Here is a 15,778-nt window from a genome sequence, read left to right on the forward strand (position 1 = left end):
CGGGATGCCGGCCACTTGCGTGGCGGCACCAACAGCCTCAAACGGCCATGATATCCTGTTCCTTGCTGGTCACCAACTGGTCGATGGTGGTGATTTCCTTGTCGGTGATCTTCTGGATATCCGCTTCGGAACGCTTCTGGTCGTCTTCGGAAATTTCCTTGTCCTTGACCAGCTTCTTGACCGAATCGTTGGCATCGCGGCGCAGGTTGCGCACGGCGATCTTGGCGTTTTCGCCTTCATGGCGTACCAGCTTGGTCATTTCCTTGCGGCGCTCTTCGGTCATCGGCGGCATCGGCACGCGGATCAGGTCGCCCATGGATGCCGGGTTCAGGCCCAGGTCGCTTTCACGGATCGCCTTCTCGATCTTGGGACCCATGTTCTTTTCCCAGGGCTGCACGCTCAGGGTACGCGCGTCGATCGCGGACACGTTGGCGACCTGGCTCAGCGGCACCATCGAGCCATAGTAATCGACCTGCACGTTGTCCAGCAGCGCCGGGTTGGCACGGCCGGTGCGGATCTTGGTCAGGTTGTTCTTGAACGCCTCGATGGACTGCTCCATCTTGGTCTGCATGGTTTTCTTGATGTCGGCTACGGACATGGGGTTCTCCGGAATCTGTATCTGGGACAAGAGGTCAAATATATACCAGTGTGCCTTCGTCTTCGCCCATCACCACGCGCTTGAGGGCGCCCGGCTTGAAGATGGAGAACACCTTGATCGGCAGCTTCTGGTCACGGCACAGCGCAAAGGCGGTGGCATCCATGATGCCCAGGCTGCGCGAAATGGCCTCGTCGAAGGTCAGCTTGTCGTAACGCGTGGCGCTCGGGTCCTTCTTCGGATCGGCGGTGTAGACACCGTCCACCTTGGTCGCCTTGAGCACGATTTCAGCGCCGATTTCGGCACCGCGCAACGCCGCAGCGGTATCGGTGGTGAAGAAGGGGTTGCCGGTACCGGCGGCAAACACCACCACCTTGCCCTCTTCCAGATACTGCAGCGCCTTGGGACGCACATAGGGCTCGACCACCTGGTCGATATTGATGGCCGACATGACGCGCGCGGTCATGCCGGTGCGGTTCATGGTGTCGGCCAGCGCCAGCGCGTTCATCACCGTGGCCAGCATGCCCATGTAGTCGGCCGTGGCACGGTCCATGCCGGCAGCGCCGCCCGCCATGCCACGGAAAATGTTGCCACCACCGATGACGATGGCCACCTCCACGCCCAGCCGTGCGACTTCGGCGATTTCGTCTGCCATGCGGCTGATGGTTTCGCGATTGATGCCGAAGGCATCGTCGCCCATCAGGGCCTCACCGGACAGCTTGAGCAGGACACGTTTGATGGCGGGTTGGGTGGCAGTCATGGCAATCTCCAGGGCGTGGTAGGAACAATCAGGTAGTCGGGTGACGAAAAAAAAGCCCCGTACCGGGGTGGCTTCACCCCGATGCGTGGCTTGCAGGCCAGAAAATCAGCCCTGCTTGGCAGCAGCCATCTGGGCAGCCACTTCAGCAGCAAAGTCGTCGGCCTTCTTCTCGATGCCTTCGCCCACCACGTACAGGGTGAAACCCTTCACGGTGGTGTTCTTTTCCTTCAGCATCTGCTCGACGGTCTGCTTGTCGTTCTTGACGAAAGGCTGGCTCAGCAGGGCCACTTCCTTCAGGTACTTCTGCACGGAGCCTTCGACCATCTTGGCCGCGATCTCGGCCGGCTTGCCGGATTCGGCCGCCTTGGCAGCAGCAACGCTGCGCTCTTTCTCGATCAGCTCGGCCGGCACGTCAGCGCTGGACAGGGCCACCGGCTTCATGGCCGCCACGTGCATGGCAACGTCCTTGGCGGCGACTTCGTCACCTTCGAACTCGACCATCACGCCGATGCGGGTACCGTGCAGGTAGGACACCATCTGGCCACCGGAGAACTGCTGGAAGCGGCGGAAGCTCATGTTTTCGCCGATCTTGCCGATCAGGCCCTTGCGCACGTCTTCCAGCGTCGGGCCGAAGCCGTCTTGCTCGTAGGGCAGCGCACCCAAGGCGTCCAGGTCAGCCGGGTTGTGCTTGGTCACCAGGTCAGCGGCGGCCTTGACCAGAGCCAGGAAGCTGTCGTTCTTGGTCACGAAGTCGGTTTCGCAGTTGACTTCGATCAGGGAGCCGGCGCCACCTTCGATGGTGCTGCCCACGGCGCCTTCAGCCGTGATGCGGGCGGCGGCCTTGCCAGCCTTGCTGCCCAGCTTCACGCGCAGGATCTCTTCAGCCTTGGCCATGTCGCCGCCAGCTTCGGTCAGGGCCTTCTTGCACTCCATCATGGGGGCGTCGGTCTTGCCACGCAGTTCTGCCACCATGCTTGCGGTAATTGCTGCCATTGTCTTTCTCCGTATTCGATTGAAAAGATTTTTCAGTTACGAAAAAGGGGCATGATCGCCCCTCTTCCTTGGATTATGCCTTGAGGGCAGGCGAAAGCCTGGCTTACGCCTGGGCGTCGTCCACCTCGACGAATTCGTCTTCGCCTTCGGACACGGCCTGCACCAGCTCGTTCACGGCGTTGGCACGGCCTTCCAGCACGGCGTCAGCCACGCCACGGGCGTACAGGGCCACGGCCTTGGCGGAGTCGTCGTTACCGGGGATCACGTAATCAATGCCGTCCGGATTGTGGTTGGTATCCACCACGCCAACCAGCGGGATACCCAGCTTCTTGGCTTCGGACACGGCAATCTTGTGGTAGCCAACGTCAACGATGACGATGGCGTCGGGCAGGCTGGTCATGTCCTGGATGCCGCCGATGTCCTTTTCCAGCTTGTCCATTTCGCGCTGGAACATCAGCTGCTCTTTCTTGCTCATGCTTTCCAGGCCGGCTTCCTGCTGGGCCTGCATGTCCTTCAGGCGCTTGATGGAGGTCTTGACCGTCTTGAAGTTGGTCAGCATGCCACCCAGCCAGCGCTGGTTGACGTAGGGGATGCCGGCGCGCTTGGCTTCTTCAGCGATGATGTCGCGGGCTGCGCGCTTGGTACCGACCAGCAGGATGGTGCCACGGTTGGCAGCCAGCTGGCGGATGAATTTCATGGCATCTTCGAACATGGGCAGGGACTGCTCCAGGTTCACGATGTGGATCTTGTTGCGGGCGCCGAAGATGTACGGGGCCATCTTGGGGTTCCAGAAACGGGTCTGGTGACCGAAGTGGACACCGGCTTCCAGCATTTCGCGCATGGTAACGGACATGGTTTTTCTCCTGAGGTTGGGTCTAAAATTCGCCTCGCATGCCAGCAGACCGTAAAGGATTGCGGCAACACCTAGATTGGCGGATTTGCGATTAGCCTTGCAGGATGGCAGCGCCATCAGCAAGAGCCGCGAAATTGTAGCACAACCATGCTTTACCGAACAGCCATGCCTACCCTGAATCCCCCTCCTGTTGCATTGACACGCCTGCATGCCAGCGCCCTGCCCCGACGCCTGCCCCTGCATGGCGTGACCGGCAGCCGGCAGATCGAGCGGGCCTGGATGCAGCGGCTGCCAGCACATACCCTGATGCAGCGCGCCGGCCTGGCCATCGCCCGGCTCGCCTGCGCCATCGCGCCGCATGCGCAGCGCATCTGGATCGCCTGCGGACCGGGCAACAACGGCGGCGACGGCCTGCAGGCGGCCGCACTGCTGCAGGGCTGGGGACATCAGGTCGAGGTCACGCTGCTGGCCGAACCGGAGCGCCTGCCGGACGACGCACGCGCCGCCCATGCCGATGCCGTGGCTGCCGGTGTAGCCATCAGCAACGCCATTCCCACTGGTCTGCAAGACCACGATCTGGCCATAGACGCCCTACTCGGCATCGGTGCCAGCCGCGCGCCTTCGGCCGCGATGCAGGCCTGTATCGATGCCATGCACGCGCTGCCGGCACCGATACTGGCGATCGACCTGCCCACCGGGCTGGATGCCGACAGCGGCTCCTGGCTGCAAGGTGGCAGCGCGCGCCAATGCATCCAGGCCGACCACTCGCTGAGCCTGCTGAGCCTGAAGCCCGGCCTGTTCACCGCCCATGGTCGCGATGCCGCCGGCACCGTCTGGTGGGATGATCTGGGCACCTCGGCCCTGCAAGCGCAGGACACCAGTTCGCCAGACGCCTGGCTGCAAGGCGTTTCGCTGCAGCCGGAGGCCGCTTCCGCTGCGATACCTGCCCCGCACGCCAGCCACAAGGGCAGCTTTGGCGATGCCTGCATCGTCGGTGGTGCCAGCGGCATGGAGGGAGCAGCAGTACTGGCGGCGCGTGCCGCCCTGCATGCGGGCGCGGGCCGGGTCTATCTGGCCTCCTTGTCGGCACGGGATTCCGGCCCGATTGATGCGGAAATCATGCATCGCCCGCTATTGCACGCCCATGATCTGGATGCCCTGCCACTGGCTGGCGCCAGCGTGGCAGCCGGCTGTGGCGGCGGCCAGGCGATTACGGAACACCTGCCCGCACTGCTGCAGCACACTGCCCGCCTGATCCTGGATGCCGACGCCCTGAATGCCATTGCCAGCGATACCGCATTAGCCGGATGGCTGGCGCAACGCCAGCAGCCGACCATCCTGACGCCGCACCCGCTGGAAGCGGCACGCCTGCTGGGTGGCACGGCAGCTGATATCCAGCAACAGCGGCTGCAGGCAGCGAGCCAGCTGGCGCAACGATGGCAGGCCATCGTCGTCCTGAAAGGATCGGGCACCGTCGTGGCTGCGCCGCCTGCCCTTGGCATGGAGCCCGTCATCGTGCATGCCGGCAATGCGCACCTGGCGACAGCGGGGACTGGCGATGTGCTGGCCGGCACCATCGCCGCGTACTGGGCACAGGCGCATGCCCGCAACCCGGCAGAATCCGCCTGGCAACAGGCTTTTGACGTCGCCTGCGCGGCGGTACAGGCGCACGGCCGTGCCGCCGACCTGTGGCCGGCAGCCCGTGGCACGCTGACTGCCGGCCAACTGGCAAGCGCCCTGCAGCGCTTGCCCGGCTGAACCACCGTTACTGCGGCATCAGCGCTTGCCGCCAGTCGATTTGCGTGCCGAGCGCGATGCCGGCTTGGCGGCCGGCTTGACCGCTGACACCGTCTTTACACCCAGACGCGCTGCCGTTGCCGGCACCCTGGCGGTCTTGCGCTTGCTGGCCGCATCGCCGGAACGATTGTCCCGGGTGGCACGCGTGCTGCGCTTGCGCGGCTGCCAGACCACTTCGTCGTCAGCGTAGGCTTCGGCATCGGCCTGCTCGGCTTCGCCCGGGTTACCGGCATTGGCCCGCTTGCTGGCGGAACGCTTTTGTGCGGCACCGGCTGCTACCGCCTCTTCGCCGGCACGCACCAGGCGGAAGTCGATGCGGCGGCCATCGAGATCAACACGGATCACCTGTACCTGCACGCGGCTGCCGAGAGCGAAGCGCACCCCGGTGCGCTCGCCGCGCAGCTCCTGGCGCGCCTCGTCAAAGCGGAAATAGTCGCTACCGAGCTCGGTGATGTGCACCAGGCCTTCGACATACATGGCATCCAGCGTGACGAACAGGCCAAAGCTGGTGACCGTGGTGACGCGGCCGCCAAACTCCTCGCCGAGGAAATCGCGCATGTACTTGCACTTGAGCCAGGCCTCGACATCGCGGCTGGCCTCGTCGGCACGGCGCTCGTTGGCACTGCAGTGCAAGCCAGCGGCTTCCCAGGCCTGGATTTCGGCACTGGACTTGCGTGCCGGTACCGGACGGCCACGCGCGGCTGCGGTCTTTTCCAGCCGCTTGCTCAGCTTGGCATGCGCTTCGCCCGGCGTCGGCAATGCCGGCAGCACATAGCGCTGCCCCAGCAGGATGGACTTGATAACACGGTGCACCAGCAGGTCCGGATAACGGCGGATCGGACTGGTGAAGTGCGTGTAGCCATCGTAGGCCAGGCCAAAGTGGCCGCTGTTGGTTGGCGTATAGATCGCCTGCTGCATGCTGCGCAACAGCATCATGTGGATCTGCTCGGCGTCCGGACGGTCCTTGGTGGCGTCAGCGATGGCGGCAAATTCTTCCGTCGTCGGCTCGTCGCTGACACTCAGCGGCACGCCCATGGTGCGCAGGAAATTGCGCAGGATCTCGATCTTCTCGGGCGTCGGGCCTTCGTGCACGCGGAACAGGCCGGCCTGCTTGTGGTGCGTGAGGAAATCCGCCGCACAGACGTTGGCCGCCAGCATGCATTCCTCGATCAGGCGGTGCGCATCGTTGCGCACACGCGGGATGATCTTCTCGATACGGCCGCTTTCATCGCAAACGATCTGTGTCTCGACCGTATCCAGGTCCAGCGCGCCACGGCGCTCACGCGAGCTGTGCAGTGCCTTGAAGACACCGTGCAGATGCATCAGGTCATCGACACGACCCTGCGCCTTGCGCGCTTCCAGGCCACGCGTGTTGGACAGGATGTCGGCAACCTGGGTATAGGTAAAGCGCGCATGGCTGTGCATGACTGCCGGATAGAACTGGTAGCCATGCAAATCACCGGTATCGGTAATCAGCATGTCGCAGACCATGCACAGGCGATCCACATCCGGATTCAGCGAGCACAGGCCGTTGGACAACTTCTCGGGCAGCATCGGAATCACGCGGCGCGGGAAATAGACACTGGTGGCGCGGTCGTAGGCGTCTATATCAATGGCATTGCCAGTGCGCACGTAGTGGCTGACGTCGGCAATCGCCACCAGCAGACGCCAGCCCTGGCGCGCTGTCTTGCCACGGCCGCTGATGACGGCCGGTTCGCAGTAGACGGCATCGTCAAAGTCGCGTGCATCTTCGCCGTCGATGGTGACCAGCGGGATGTCAGTCAGGTCGACACGACCCGGCCAGTCATCCGGCTGCACCGTGGCCGGCAGCGCCTTGGCGGCCTGCAGGCAGGCATCGGAAAATATGTGCGGCACGCCATACTTGCGCACGGCAATCTCGATTTCCATGCCGGGATCATCGACTTCACCCAGCACTTCTGCAATGCGGCCGACCGGCTGGCCGTACAGCGCCGGCGCCTCGGTCAGCTCGACCACCACCACCTGGCCGGCATTGGCCTGGGCGATGGCGTCCTTGGGGATGATCACGTCCTGGCCATAGCGCCGGTCTTCCGGTGCCACCAGCCAGATGCCGTTCTCCTGCAACAGGCGCCCAATGATGGGCTGCGTACTGCGCTCGATGATCTCCAGCACCTTGCCTTCGGGGCGGCCCCGGCGATCCTGCCGCACGACACGCGCCTTGACCCGATCCTTGTGCAGCACGGCACGCATCTCGTTGGGGGGCAAAAACAGGTCGGGCCGGCCATCGTCCGGAATCACGAAACCGTGCCCGTCACGATGCCCTTGCACCACACCCTCGAACTCCGCAGAAAAATCTTTTTCCGGGCTTGTTTTTTTGTTTGAATTCTTGATACAATGCTCCTCTTCGTTGATGCCCAGGTGGCGGAATTGGTAGACGCACTAGTTTCAGGTACTAGCGGGTAACTCCGTGGAGGTTCGAGTCCTCTTCTGGGCACCATCAACAAAGGACACATGATACCGCTTCGCGCGGTGTTTCGTGGAAAGCAAGTGTCACCGCAAGGTGCACAGCCTCATAAAAAAATTGGGGCAAGCTTGCAAAACACGAAAAAATGTGGCTACAATAGCAGCTTCAATCGATGCCCAGGTGGCGGAATTGGTAGACGCACTAGTTTCAGGTACTAGCGGGTAACTCCGTGGAGGTTCGAGTCCTCTTCTGGGCACCATCGATCGAAAGCAACAAATAACCGCCTCATGGCGGTTTTTTGTTGTCTGTACTTTTCCGGCAGACAGCGGCAAGGCCACCCTGCGCTTCAGCCTTGCAGCCGCACGCACAAGCCGCCCAGTTCCGGACTGCGATCCACCTGCAGGCGCAGGCCATACAGGGCCGCGATACGACGCACGATGGACCAGCCGAGGCCACTACCGCTGCGGCCCGTGCCCAACACCCGGAAAAACCGTTCGCCCAGGCGCTGCATGTCCTCTTCGGCCATGCCGGGACCGCTGTCTTCCACGATCCAGCACATCCGCTGCCCGGGCAATGCCTGCAGCAGCACACGCACTTCGGCTCCGTCCGGGCTGTAGCGCAAGGCGTTATCGAGCAGATTGCGCAGCAGCACGGCAGCCAGCGCCGGCTGCATGCGTGCCGGCAGCTGTTCGGGGGCCTGCCAGGACAGGCACTGGCCACGGCTGGCGGCCTGGGTCTGCTGCAACTCCTGCACGATTGTGTCCAGCGCCGGCATCAGGTCGGCGACCGGCCATTCGGTGCCGGTATCAGATTCGGCCTCGAGCCGGGCCAGCTGCAGCAGCTGCTCCACCAGCCGTGTGGCGCGATCACAGCCCTGCACCACCCCATCCAGCGCCTGTTGGCGCTGCTCGACGTCTTCGGCGCCCTGGGCGACTTGCGCCATCATGCGGATGGCGGCAATCGGGGTGCGCAATTCATGCGCGGCATCGGCAGTGAAGCGGCGCTCCTTGTGCAGCAATTCACCAATACGGCCGAACAGCTGGTTGAGCGCATCGATCAGGGGCTGTACTTCACGCGGCACATCATCGAGTTGCAACGGTGCGTGTGCCTGGGGCTGGCGTTCGCGGATGGCGGCACCCGCCTGCTGCAACGGACGCATGGCACGGCGCACCAGCCACCAGACCAGCAGCGCGGTGGCCGGAAAGGCCAACAGCAGGCCGACCAGCAGGCCGCGCACATTGCCCAGCACGATGTCATCGCGCAGATGCAGGTCTTCCGCCACCATCACGCGCACCTGCCCATTGGGCGTGTCGGCCACTTCGGTGTAGACACGCCAGCGCCGGTCATCCAGCCGGGCGCGGGAAAAACCGGCATGGCCATCCGCCAGTGCCTGTTGGGGTGCATGGCGCGAATGGGCAATCAGGACGCCATCGCGCCAGACCTGGAAGATAGTCGGCACGTCATCCAGATCAGCGCTCTCTTCGTCCTGAGCCACGATCCGCTCACGACTCCGCTTCTGCACATGCTCAAGCTCGTCATCATCGATCTCTTCGGGCGACTGGTTCGACAGCAGCACCGCCGTCTGCATCAGGTGCATGTCGAGCAGCTTGTGCACATGTTCGCGCGTATGCCAGTAGATGCCAGCCATGGCCAGCGACCAGACCACGGTCAGCAGCAGCACGATGCTGAGCACCAGCCGGCGCGTCAGGGACCAGGAAGCGCTGCTGCGGGCCATGGTCTTATTCCGTACCCTGGCCAATGCGGTAACCCAGACCGCGTACCGTCTCGATCAGGCTGGCGCCCAGCTTGCGGCGCAGGTGCGAGACATGCACCTCGACGGCGTTGCTGGCGACTTCGCTGCCCCAGGCGTAAATCTGGGCCTCGAGCTGTTCGCGACTGAGGATGCGGCCAGGATTGCGCATCAGGGCGTGCAGCACGGCGTATTCGCGCTGCGCCAGATCGACCGGCTGGCCGGCCTGGATGACCACATGGCCGACCGGGTCCAGCTGTACATTGCCAGCCTGCAACAGCGTCTGCTGCAGGCCATGGGCGCGGCGGATCAGGGCGCGCAGGCGGGCCGCCAGTTCGTGCAGGTCGACCGGCTTGACGACGTAGTCATCGGCACCGAGATCCAGGCCGGCGACACGGGACTGGATGGCATCGCGCGCGGTCAGGACCAGCACCGGCAGGCTGCGGCCACGCTCGCGCAGGGCGGCCAGCACGTCCATGCCATCCATGCGCGGCATGCCCAGATCCAGTACGGCAGCCTCGTAGTCGACCACCAGCAGTTCGCGCAGGGCGGCCTGGCCATCACGCACCCAGTCGACCTGGAAGCCCTGCTGCTGCAGGCCGACGCGCAGGCCGGCCCCCAGCAGTTCGTCATCTTCAGCCAGCAGGATGCGCATGGCGGGAAACCTCCGTATCAGTCGTCGTCATCGTCGTGGCCGCCCTGGCTGGCCAGCTGCGACAGCGAGGGCATCGAGACACCATCGGGCAGTCGCTGGCTGGCATCCTGCCAGTACCACACGGCAAAGACTACCACGACCGCGCCCAGCAGCATGGCCAGCCAGCTGCGGTTGTGCGGCACCAGATCCGGACCCTTGCCGGCCACGCGGCCACTCCACATCGATTGCAGCACATTCTGGCGGCGCACTGCCATCAGGCCGAACAGGACGCCGATATGTGCCAGCACCAGCGGCAGACTGAATTCACCCAGCGATTCATGCAGCTCGCTGGCCCATTCACCGGCCAGTTCACTCCAGCCCAGATAGCCGGTCAGCAACATCAGCGGCAGTACCAGCAGCAGCACCAGGATCGACAGGCTGACGCCCTGCTGCAGCGTGCGTTGCAGCGCTGCACGCGGCTGCGTCATCCAGGCCTTCCAGCCAGCCGGACGCAGCTGCTCGCCCAACCAGTGACCCAAGGCCCGGCCGCGTGCGGTCCAGGCAGAAAAGCCGACAGAGCGCGGGCCGAACACCGCCCAGAGCAGGCGAAAACCGAGTGCAATCACCATGCTGTAGCCGGCGATCACGTGGACCAGACGCCAGGCTTCACCATCGGCCGTGATGTAGGCCACCGCAAAGCTGATCGCGATCCAGGCGTGGGCGGCGCGCGTCGGTGCATCCTTGATGCGCCGGCTGGTTGCGGGAGAAGTCGGGCTGGCACTGCTGCCGCCCAGGGGGAGAGTCTGTTCCATGTCAGTTCCTGTCAGCGCGGAATGCGCACGCTGTCTTCATCAAAATAGCCCTGCTCGGCGCCGCTGTGGCAGGCGATGCAGTTGGCAGCGCTGCCAATCGAGGCGCGCTTGAATACCTGGGCCGGAATCTCGTCATGCTCGTGCACAAACCAGCGTGTGTGTTCATGTCGTGCGTCCTGTTGTGATCAACCATGACGGCATCATGGAAGATCTGCCTGAACGCAATCTGAACAGCGGGTTGGCACAGTGCCCGCGTGCAGAAATGACAACACCCGCCGAAGCGGGTGTTGCAGGAGGTCGACAAGAAGATCGATCAGCCCTTCAGCAAGGCACGCAAGGCGTGCTGCAGGCGCTTGGCGTTGGCGGCATCGTGCGGGGCGGCGAGCACGCTGGCCACGTCTTCGTGCCAGGTTTCCTGCGGACTGGGATCGTTGCGGCGCGTCAGCAGCTGCAGCTGCAGGGCGCGGCGCGCGTTCAGCTGGTCCGCCGGCGTGGGCACCTCGGCGGCCATTTCCAGGCGCAGCAGCGCTTCGGATTCGCGACCTGATGCGGCACCCTGACCCAGTGCAGCAACCCAGGCATTGCGCTGGCTGCCGCTGACATGGCGACCCAGTTCAGAAGCCACCGGAATCGCATCGGGCTGGCGCTTTTCCCAGGCCGACAGCAGCTGCGTCAGGGTTTCGCCATGAGCCTGCTCGGCCAGCTTGCGCAGCGCAGCCTGGGCATGTTCGACGGCATCACGCTGGGCACGGAAAGCGGCATCGCCCAGACGCGGCGCGCGTGGGCCGCGCTCGGGGCGATCACCGAAACGATCGCCAAAACGGCCATCACGGCGGCCGTCGCGGCCACGCTCACGCGAATCACGGCGGTCGCCGCGCTCGTCCCGCTGGCGCGTAGCACCCGGACGCTGCTGCTGCGGGCGGTCATCACCACGCACGGCCACGGCCGGCTTGTGTTGCAGCGCAGAAGGAGCCGGCGGACGCATGGCGCCCTCTTCCAGCGGGGTTTCTGGTGCCGCTTCGGCGGCCGACGCCTCGGCTGCTGCGGCAGCATCTGCGGACTGCTGTTCCTGCTGGCCACGGATGGCATCGTTCAGGGCCTGCATGGCTGCACGGATGGCCTGCGCATCACCAGTCGCGTTGGCGGCTTCCAGCGCCTTGGAGGCATCGAACACGGCACGATCGCGCTCGTTCATTTCGGCCTGCTGCTGGCCACGCTGCTCGTGCTTGCGCTGGAAGGCTTCGTCCAGCGGCTTGCGGAAAGCATCCCACAGCTTCTGTTCGTGCTTGCGCTCCAGCGGCACGGTCTGCGCTTCCTGCTGCCAGCGTTGCTGCAGCGCCTTGATCGCGTCGATGCGCAACGAAGGGGCGGCGCCCAGCTCCTTGGCCTCGTCGATCATGGCGTGGCGCAACTGGATGCTGGCCTTTTGGGCGGCGTCGATATGCGCGCCAGCTTCGGCCATGGCGGCCTTCCAGCGCGGCTGCAGTTCGGCAAAGACTTTTTCGCTGACATGACCGGCTTCGCGCCAGCGGCGCGAGAAGGCCAGCAGGTCGCGGTGCACGGCTTTCCAGTCCGCACGTCCGGCATCCACCTGCTCTTGGTGGCGCGCAGTCCAGGCCTTGACGTCTTCCAGCAGCGTCAGGCGCAGCGTCTTCTGCTGGGCCGCATGCTCCTTCATGGTGGAGAGCCAGGCTTCAACGATGCGATAGGCCTCGTTGCAGGCCTGGTCGAAGCGCTTCCAGAGGGCGTGGTTGGGCACGCCGCCCTGGTCGGTCTGTTTCCACTGTTCGCGCAGCTGGCGCAGGGTTTCCTGCAGCTTGCGCGGGCTCAGTTTGCTGGTCGGCAGCGGGCGCTCACCCTTGGCCGCCTGCTTGTCAGACTGGCGGCGTGCGGGGCGGGCCACCACGGGGGCGGCAGCAGGCTGGGTCGCCTCTGCGGGCGCAGCCTTGGCGCCCTCATCCTGGGCTGCTGCCGGCTCGGCTGCAGCTTCGGTGCTTTCCGCCAATTCGACCGCGGCCGGTTCTGCAGCCGGTGCCGTATCCGCGTCGGCAGCCTGCGTCTCTGCTGCAGGCGACTCGGACGCGCTGGCTTCAGCGGCCGGGGTTTCTGCTGCGGGCGCTTCTGCGACAGCGGTTTCAGCAGCAGGCGTGTCTGCAGCCGCTTCCACCACCGGCTCGGCGGCCGGACGATCGATCAAGGCTTCGGCCTTCTGCACCAGCTCCTGGCGCAGCTGGTCGGCGCGCCAGCGCTGCCAGCCTTCCAGTTCACCGGCGGAAGCCAGCACGGCATGCACCTGGCCTTCGAGTTCGGGGCTGATCGCCTTGCGGTGTTCCTTGTGCGCCTGACGCAGGGCCTGGGCAGCGGCTACGCTGGCCTTGCTGTGGCCGCTGACCAGCTCGGCTTCGAGCGCCTTGACGGCAGCAGTCACCACGGTTTCGGCTTCGGCGCGGCGTTGTGCCAGCGCCTGCTGGCGCTCGGCGGCCACGGCGGGGTCTTCGGCCGGCTCGGCGGCAGCTTCGGGCGCTTCACCGCGCAGGCTGCGAATCTCGTCCGCCCAGACCGGCACCGACGGCAGCGCAGCGCTGTTGTCGGCGGCGGCGGCACGTACCTGTTGCAGCGCGTCTTCAAACGCCTGCACCACCAGCTGCAACTGATCGACCGCGCTTTCCAGCTGGCCGGCGTATTTGGGATCGACGCTGGGCCAGCTCGCATCCTGCTGCAGCGTCTGGGCCTGCTGGCGCCAGTCGGCGACATCGGTCTGCAGGCCAGTTTCGGCTTCTTCCGCTTCCTTCCAGCTCTTGGTGGACAGGGTTTCAATGCGTTGTGCCAGCAGCACCGCAGCCTCGCGCTGGATCTGGACCTGAGTCTGCAGATCCTCGATCACCTTGATGCGTTCAGCCAGCTGGGTCCGCGTGGTGGCCAGCGGCTCCTTGCTCAGCGGCGCACCAGCCTTGGCGGCGTCACGCTGCCAGGCCATGGCATCGGCAATATTCAGGCGGCTCGCCTGCAGCAGCTGCTCGGCACGCGCCTGCCATTCAGCCGCCAGGGCTTCCTGGCCACGGCTGCGCTTGATCTCGTCCAGTTTCTCGCGCAGCGGCTTGGCGGCACCCTTGTCGCGCGTGCTCAGATCACGAAAGACTTCCTGCATGACGGCGACTTCGGGCTCGGTGGCGAGCCAGGCGCGCAGGCGCGCGGCGCGTTCGCCGGAGGTGGCGGCAGAAAACACGCCACCAGTCACGGCATCGAGCGGGTGCGCAGCGGCCTTGCCGGATGCAGCGGGAAATTCTTGTCCTCCGGTGGAGGTCGGATCATTGGACTGCAGCAGCGGGCGCAGGCCAAATCGTGGAGTACGGATCATGGCAGTATGAAATCTAGAGTCAATGGCTGTGCCTGCCTCCATAGGCGGGCAACATGCCTATTTTGCCTGCATTTTGCCCCTACTGCACCCGCTGGCCGGGCTTTGGCACTGTGTACCAGATGCCACAACAGAACCAAAAATCATAAGAAAAACAACAATCATGCTTGACCAGTAATTTGTGCAGTGCATAAAATTCGAGGGTTTTCCCGATCGTCACCTGACGGTCTTACTCGTGTCGCACCCGGACGGACCTGTTTTTCAGCCGATCCTCTTTTGCAGGCAAGTGCCAACCGGCCTTTTGCCCTGCCCTCTCAGCAGTACCAGCGGCGACACCGATACTGAAGGAGATTCAGCTTGAACAGCACTACCAGCACCCTGTCTGCGGACAGTTCCCTGGCAACGGCCGATCCGGCCCGCAAAAACCCCCTGCAACGTGTCCTGAAGTGGACGCACCACAGCATGGCACTAGTAGGCGCAGGCGCCATTGCCGGCGCCGCCCTGCTGGCAACCAGTTCGCACCTGCAACAGGATCTGGGTGAGCGCCTGGACCAGTTGCTCGCCAACAGCGACAAGGTGGCACCAGCCATCAGCGATATCGGCATGCCGCTGGAAGCTGCCGCCGAACTGCAGGCAGCCACCGTTGCAACTGCCAGCGTGACCCCGACCGATGTCAACCCGGCCGGCATGCCGGTGGTCAACCCGAAGGAACTGCCCAGCCGCCAGGCTGCGGTGACCTACTGGATCGCCAAGAAATACCGCGTGGCCCCGGAAGCGGTCGGCATGCTGGTCAAGGAAGCCTATGCCGTGGGCAAGATCGAGAAGATCGATCCGGCGCTGATCCTGGCCATCATGGCGGTGGAATCGAGCTTCAACCCGTTTGCGCAAAGCCATGTCGGTGCCCAGGGCCTGATGCAGGTGATGACACACATCCACTCGGACAAGTATGAAGACCACGGCGGCCACTTTGCCGCGCTGAACCCGGTCAGCAACCTGCACGTGGGCGTGCAGGTGCTGAAGGAAACGATTGCGCGCGCCGGCTCGGTGCGTGGTGGCCTGAAATACTATGTGGGTGCTGCCAACCTGCCCGATGACCAGGGCTATGGCAACAAGGTGCTGTCCGAATTTGCCCGCATCCGCGCCGTGGCCCAGGGCCAGCAGGTGGCACACAATGCCCAGCTGCCGCACGGCCTGCCGGAAGCTGCCGTAAATGTTGCCAAGCGCGAACCGGCCAAGACCGAGAAGCCCGCGGCCGTGCAGCTGGTCAAGGCCGAACCGCAACAGCGTGGCAGCGCCCAGCCGCTGACGCCGGCCAGCACTGAAGCCGCCAAGCCGGTGCGTGTATCCAGCCGCGTCACGCCGCAGGTACAGGAAGAATCCGCACAGGTGCGCAACGACAGCGCCCGTGTCGAGCAGCAGATCCGCCGTTCGCTCGCCCCCGAGCAGCCTGCAACCAGCAAGCAGGCCACCAGCGCTGCCTCCAGCGTGCGCCTGGTCGCACAGGAACATCCTGCAGCAGACACCGGGGACTCCAGCGTCCAGTAATCTTTTTTCACTGGTCTGCCGGGTGTCGAATCCGGTACACTAGCCATGTGCATGACTGGCGATAGGCCGGTGGGCTTGGCTATTGCCTGCCACCCCGGCTGACGCGGACTGGCAAGCCCTTGCGGCCGCTGCCTCAACCGCGAGGAAATGCACCGTGCCTTGGGGCACGTCCTTGCCGTTCGCCTGGGCAGCCTTGTCACGCTTGCGTGCCAAGTGTCATCCTCACTTGATGCAAACCTGC

The 15,778-nt window shown here is 64.5% G+C and carries 12 protein-coding genes, 2 tRNA genes and 1 riboswitch; of the genes, 4 read left to right on the forward strand and 10 right to left on the reverse strand.

Annotated elements, in window-relative coordinates; all coding sequences use genetic code 11:
- Positions 1–37: 37 nt before the first annotated feature.
- From frr to rpsB, 4 genes are all read right to left on the reverse strand, one after another.
- Positions 38–598, reverse strand: coding sequence for a ribosome recycling factor (gene frr, locus ACI3EV_RS07840; protein ID WP_329771409.1), 561 nt, complete (start codon positions 596–598; stop codon positions 38–40).
- A gap of 34 nt (positions 599–632) precedes the next feature.
- The gene (gene pyrH / locus ACI3EV_RS07845; protein ID WP_329771410.1) at positions 633–1,355 is read right to left on the reverse strand and encodes a UMP kinase; all 723 of its coding nucleotides are present in this window, start codon (positions 1,353–1,355) and stop codon (positions 633–635) included.
- A 105-nt stretch (positions 1,356–1,460) separates the two neighbouring features.
- Positions 1,461–2,348, reverse strand: a complete 888-nt coding sequence (tsf, locus tag ACI3EV_RS07850; protein ID WP_329771411.1) for a translation elongation factor Ts — start codon at positions 2,346–2,348, stop codon at positions 1,461–1,463.
- 103 nt (positions 2,349–2,451) lie between these two features.
- Complete coding sequence (rpsB, locus tag ACI3EV_RS07855) at positions 2,452–3,201, reverse strand: 30S ribosomal protein S2 (protein ID WP_329771412.1); 750 nt, start codon at positions 3,199–3,201, stop codon at positions 2,452–2,454.
- A 165-nt stretch (positions 3,202–3,366) separates the two neighbouring features.
- On the opposite strand from rpsB, the gene ACI3EV_RS07860 reads away from it, so the two are divergent.
- The gene (locus tag ACI3EV_RS07860; RefSeq protein WP_329771413.1) at positions 3,367–4,959 is read left to right on the forward strand and encodes an NAD(P)H-hydrate dehydratase; all 1,593 of its coding nucleotides are present in this window, start codon (positions 3,367–3,369) and stop codon (positions 4,957–4,959) included.
- Between the two features lie 18 nt (positions 4,960–4,977).
- Here ACI3EV_RS07860 and rnr read toward each other — a convergent pair whose 3' ends face one another.
- Entirely contained in the window at positions 4,978–7,368 is a 2,391-nt protein-coding gene (gene rnr / locus ACI3EV_RS07865; protein ID WP_337691931.1) for a ribonuclease R, read from the reverse strand.
- Positions 7,369–7,389: 21 nt separating this feature from the next.
- Here rnr and ACI3EV_RS07870 point away from each other — a divergent pair.
- Positions 7,390–7,474: transfer RNA gene (locus ACI3EV_RS07870), tRNA-Leu, on the forward strand.
- A 141-nt stretch (positions 7,475–7,615) separates the two neighbouring features.
- Positions 7,616–7,700 (forward strand) — tRNA-Leu (locus ACI3EV_RS07875).
- Between the two features lie 87 nt (positions 7,701–7,787).
- Here the strand turns inward: ACI3EV_RS07875 and ACI3EV_RS07880 are convergent.
- The 5 genes from ACI3EV_RS07880 to ACI3EV_RS07900 form a co-directional block, all read right to left on the reverse strand.
- The gene (locus ACI3EV_RS07880; RefSeq protein WP_329771414.1) at positions 7,788–9,176 is read right to left on the reverse strand and encodes an ATP-binding protein; all 1,389 of its coding nucleotides are present in this window, start codon (positions 9,174–9,176) and stop codon (positions 7,788–7,790) included.
- A 4-nt stretch (positions 9,177–9,180) separates the two neighbouring features.
- Positions 9,181–9,846 carry a response regulator gene (locus ACI3EV_RS07885; protein ID WP_329771415.1) on the reverse strand — a complete coding sequence of 222 codons (666 nt, stop codon included), beginning with the start codon at positions 9,844–9,846 and terminating at the stop codon, positions 9,181–9,183.
- Between the two features lie 17 nt (positions 9,847–9,863).
- Positions 9,864–10,637, reverse strand: coding sequence for a cytochrome b/b6 domain-containing protein (locus ACI3EV_RS07890; protein WP_329771416.1), 774 nt, complete (start codon positions 10,635–10,637; stop codon positions 9,864–9,866).
- Between the two features lie 11 nt (positions 10,638–10,648).
- Positions 10,649–10,783 carry a hypothetical protein gene (locus ACI3EV_RS07895; protein ID WP_405197980.1) on the reverse strand — a complete coding sequence of 45 codons (135 nt, stop codon included), beginning with the start codon at positions 10,781–10,783 and terminating at the stop codon, positions 10,649–10,651.
- A 167-nt stretch (positions 10,784–10,950) separates the two neighbouring features.
- Positions 10,951–13,995, reverse strand: coding sequence for a DUF349 domain-containing protein (locus ACI3EV_RS07900; protein WP_337691917.1), 3,045 nt, complete (start codon positions 13,993–13,995; stop codon positions 10,951–10,953).
- Between the two features lie 459 nt (positions 13,996–14,454).
- Between ACI3EV_RS07900 and ACI3EV_RS07905 the strand changes: the two genes are divergently transcribed.
- Positions 14,455–15,537, forward strand: a complete 1,083-nt coding sequence (locus tag ACI3EV_RS07905) for a transglycosylase SLT domain-containing protein (RefSeq protein ID WP_405197981.1) — start codon at positions 14,455–14,457, stop codon at positions 15,535–15,537.
- Between the two features lie 41 nt (positions 15,538–15,578).
- Positions 15,579–15,733, forward strand: a riboswitch (ZMP/ZTP riboswitch).
- The last annotated feature ends 45 nt before the right edge of the window (positions 15,734–15,778 follow it).

Origin of the sequence: Allobrachymonas wangyanguii, from assembly GCF_045055315.1 — a bacterium.
Classification (GTDB): Bacteria; Pseudomonadota; Gammaproteobacteria; order Burkholderiales; family Burkholderiaceae_C; genus Brachymonas; species Brachymonas wangyanguii.

Excerpts from the sequence above, each read along its gene's own strand:
- frr (WP_329771409.1), bottom strand. The coding sequence starts at position 598 with ATGTCCGTAGCCGACATCAAGAAAACCATGCAGACCAAGATGGAGCAG.
- pyrH (WP_329771410.1), bottom strand. The coding sequence starts at position 1,355 with ATGACTGCCACCCAACCCGCCATCAAACGTGTCCTGCTCAAGCTGTCC.
- tsf (WP_329771411.1), bottom strand. The coding sequence starts at position 2,348 with ATGGCAGCAATTACCGCAAGCATGGTGGCAGAACTGCGTGGCAAGACC.
- rpsB (WP_329771412.1), bottom strand. The coding sequence starts at position 3,201 with ATGTCCGTTACCATGCGCGAAATGCTGGAAGCCGGTGTCCACTTCGGT.
- ACI3EV_RS07860 (WP_329771413.1), top strand. The coding sequence starts at position 3,367 with ATGCCTACCCTGAATCCCCCTCCTGTTGCATTGACACGCCTGCATGCC.
- ACI3EV_RS07880 (WP_329771414.1), bottom strand. The coding sequence starts at position 9,176 with ATGGCCCGCAGCAGCGCTTCCTGGTCCCTGACGCGCCGGCTGGTGCTC.
- ACI3EV_RS07885 (WP_329771415.1), bottom strand. The coding sequence starts at position 9,846 with ATGCGCATCCTGCTGGCTGAAGATGACGAACTGCTGGGGGCCGGCCTG.
- ACI3EV_RS07890 (WP_329771416.1), bottom strand. The coding sequence starts at position 10,637 with ATGGAACAGACTCTCCCCCTGGGCGGCAGCAGTGCCAGCCCGACTTCT.
- ACI3EV_RS07900 (WP_337691917.1), bottom strand. The coding sequence starts at position 13,995 with ATGATCCGTACTCCACGATTTGGCCTGCGCCCGCTGCTGCAGTCCAAT.
- ACI3EV_RS07905 (WP_405197981.1), top strand. The coding sequence starts at position 14,455 with ATGGCACTAGTAGGCGCAGGCGCCATTGCCGGCGCCGCCCTGCTGGCA.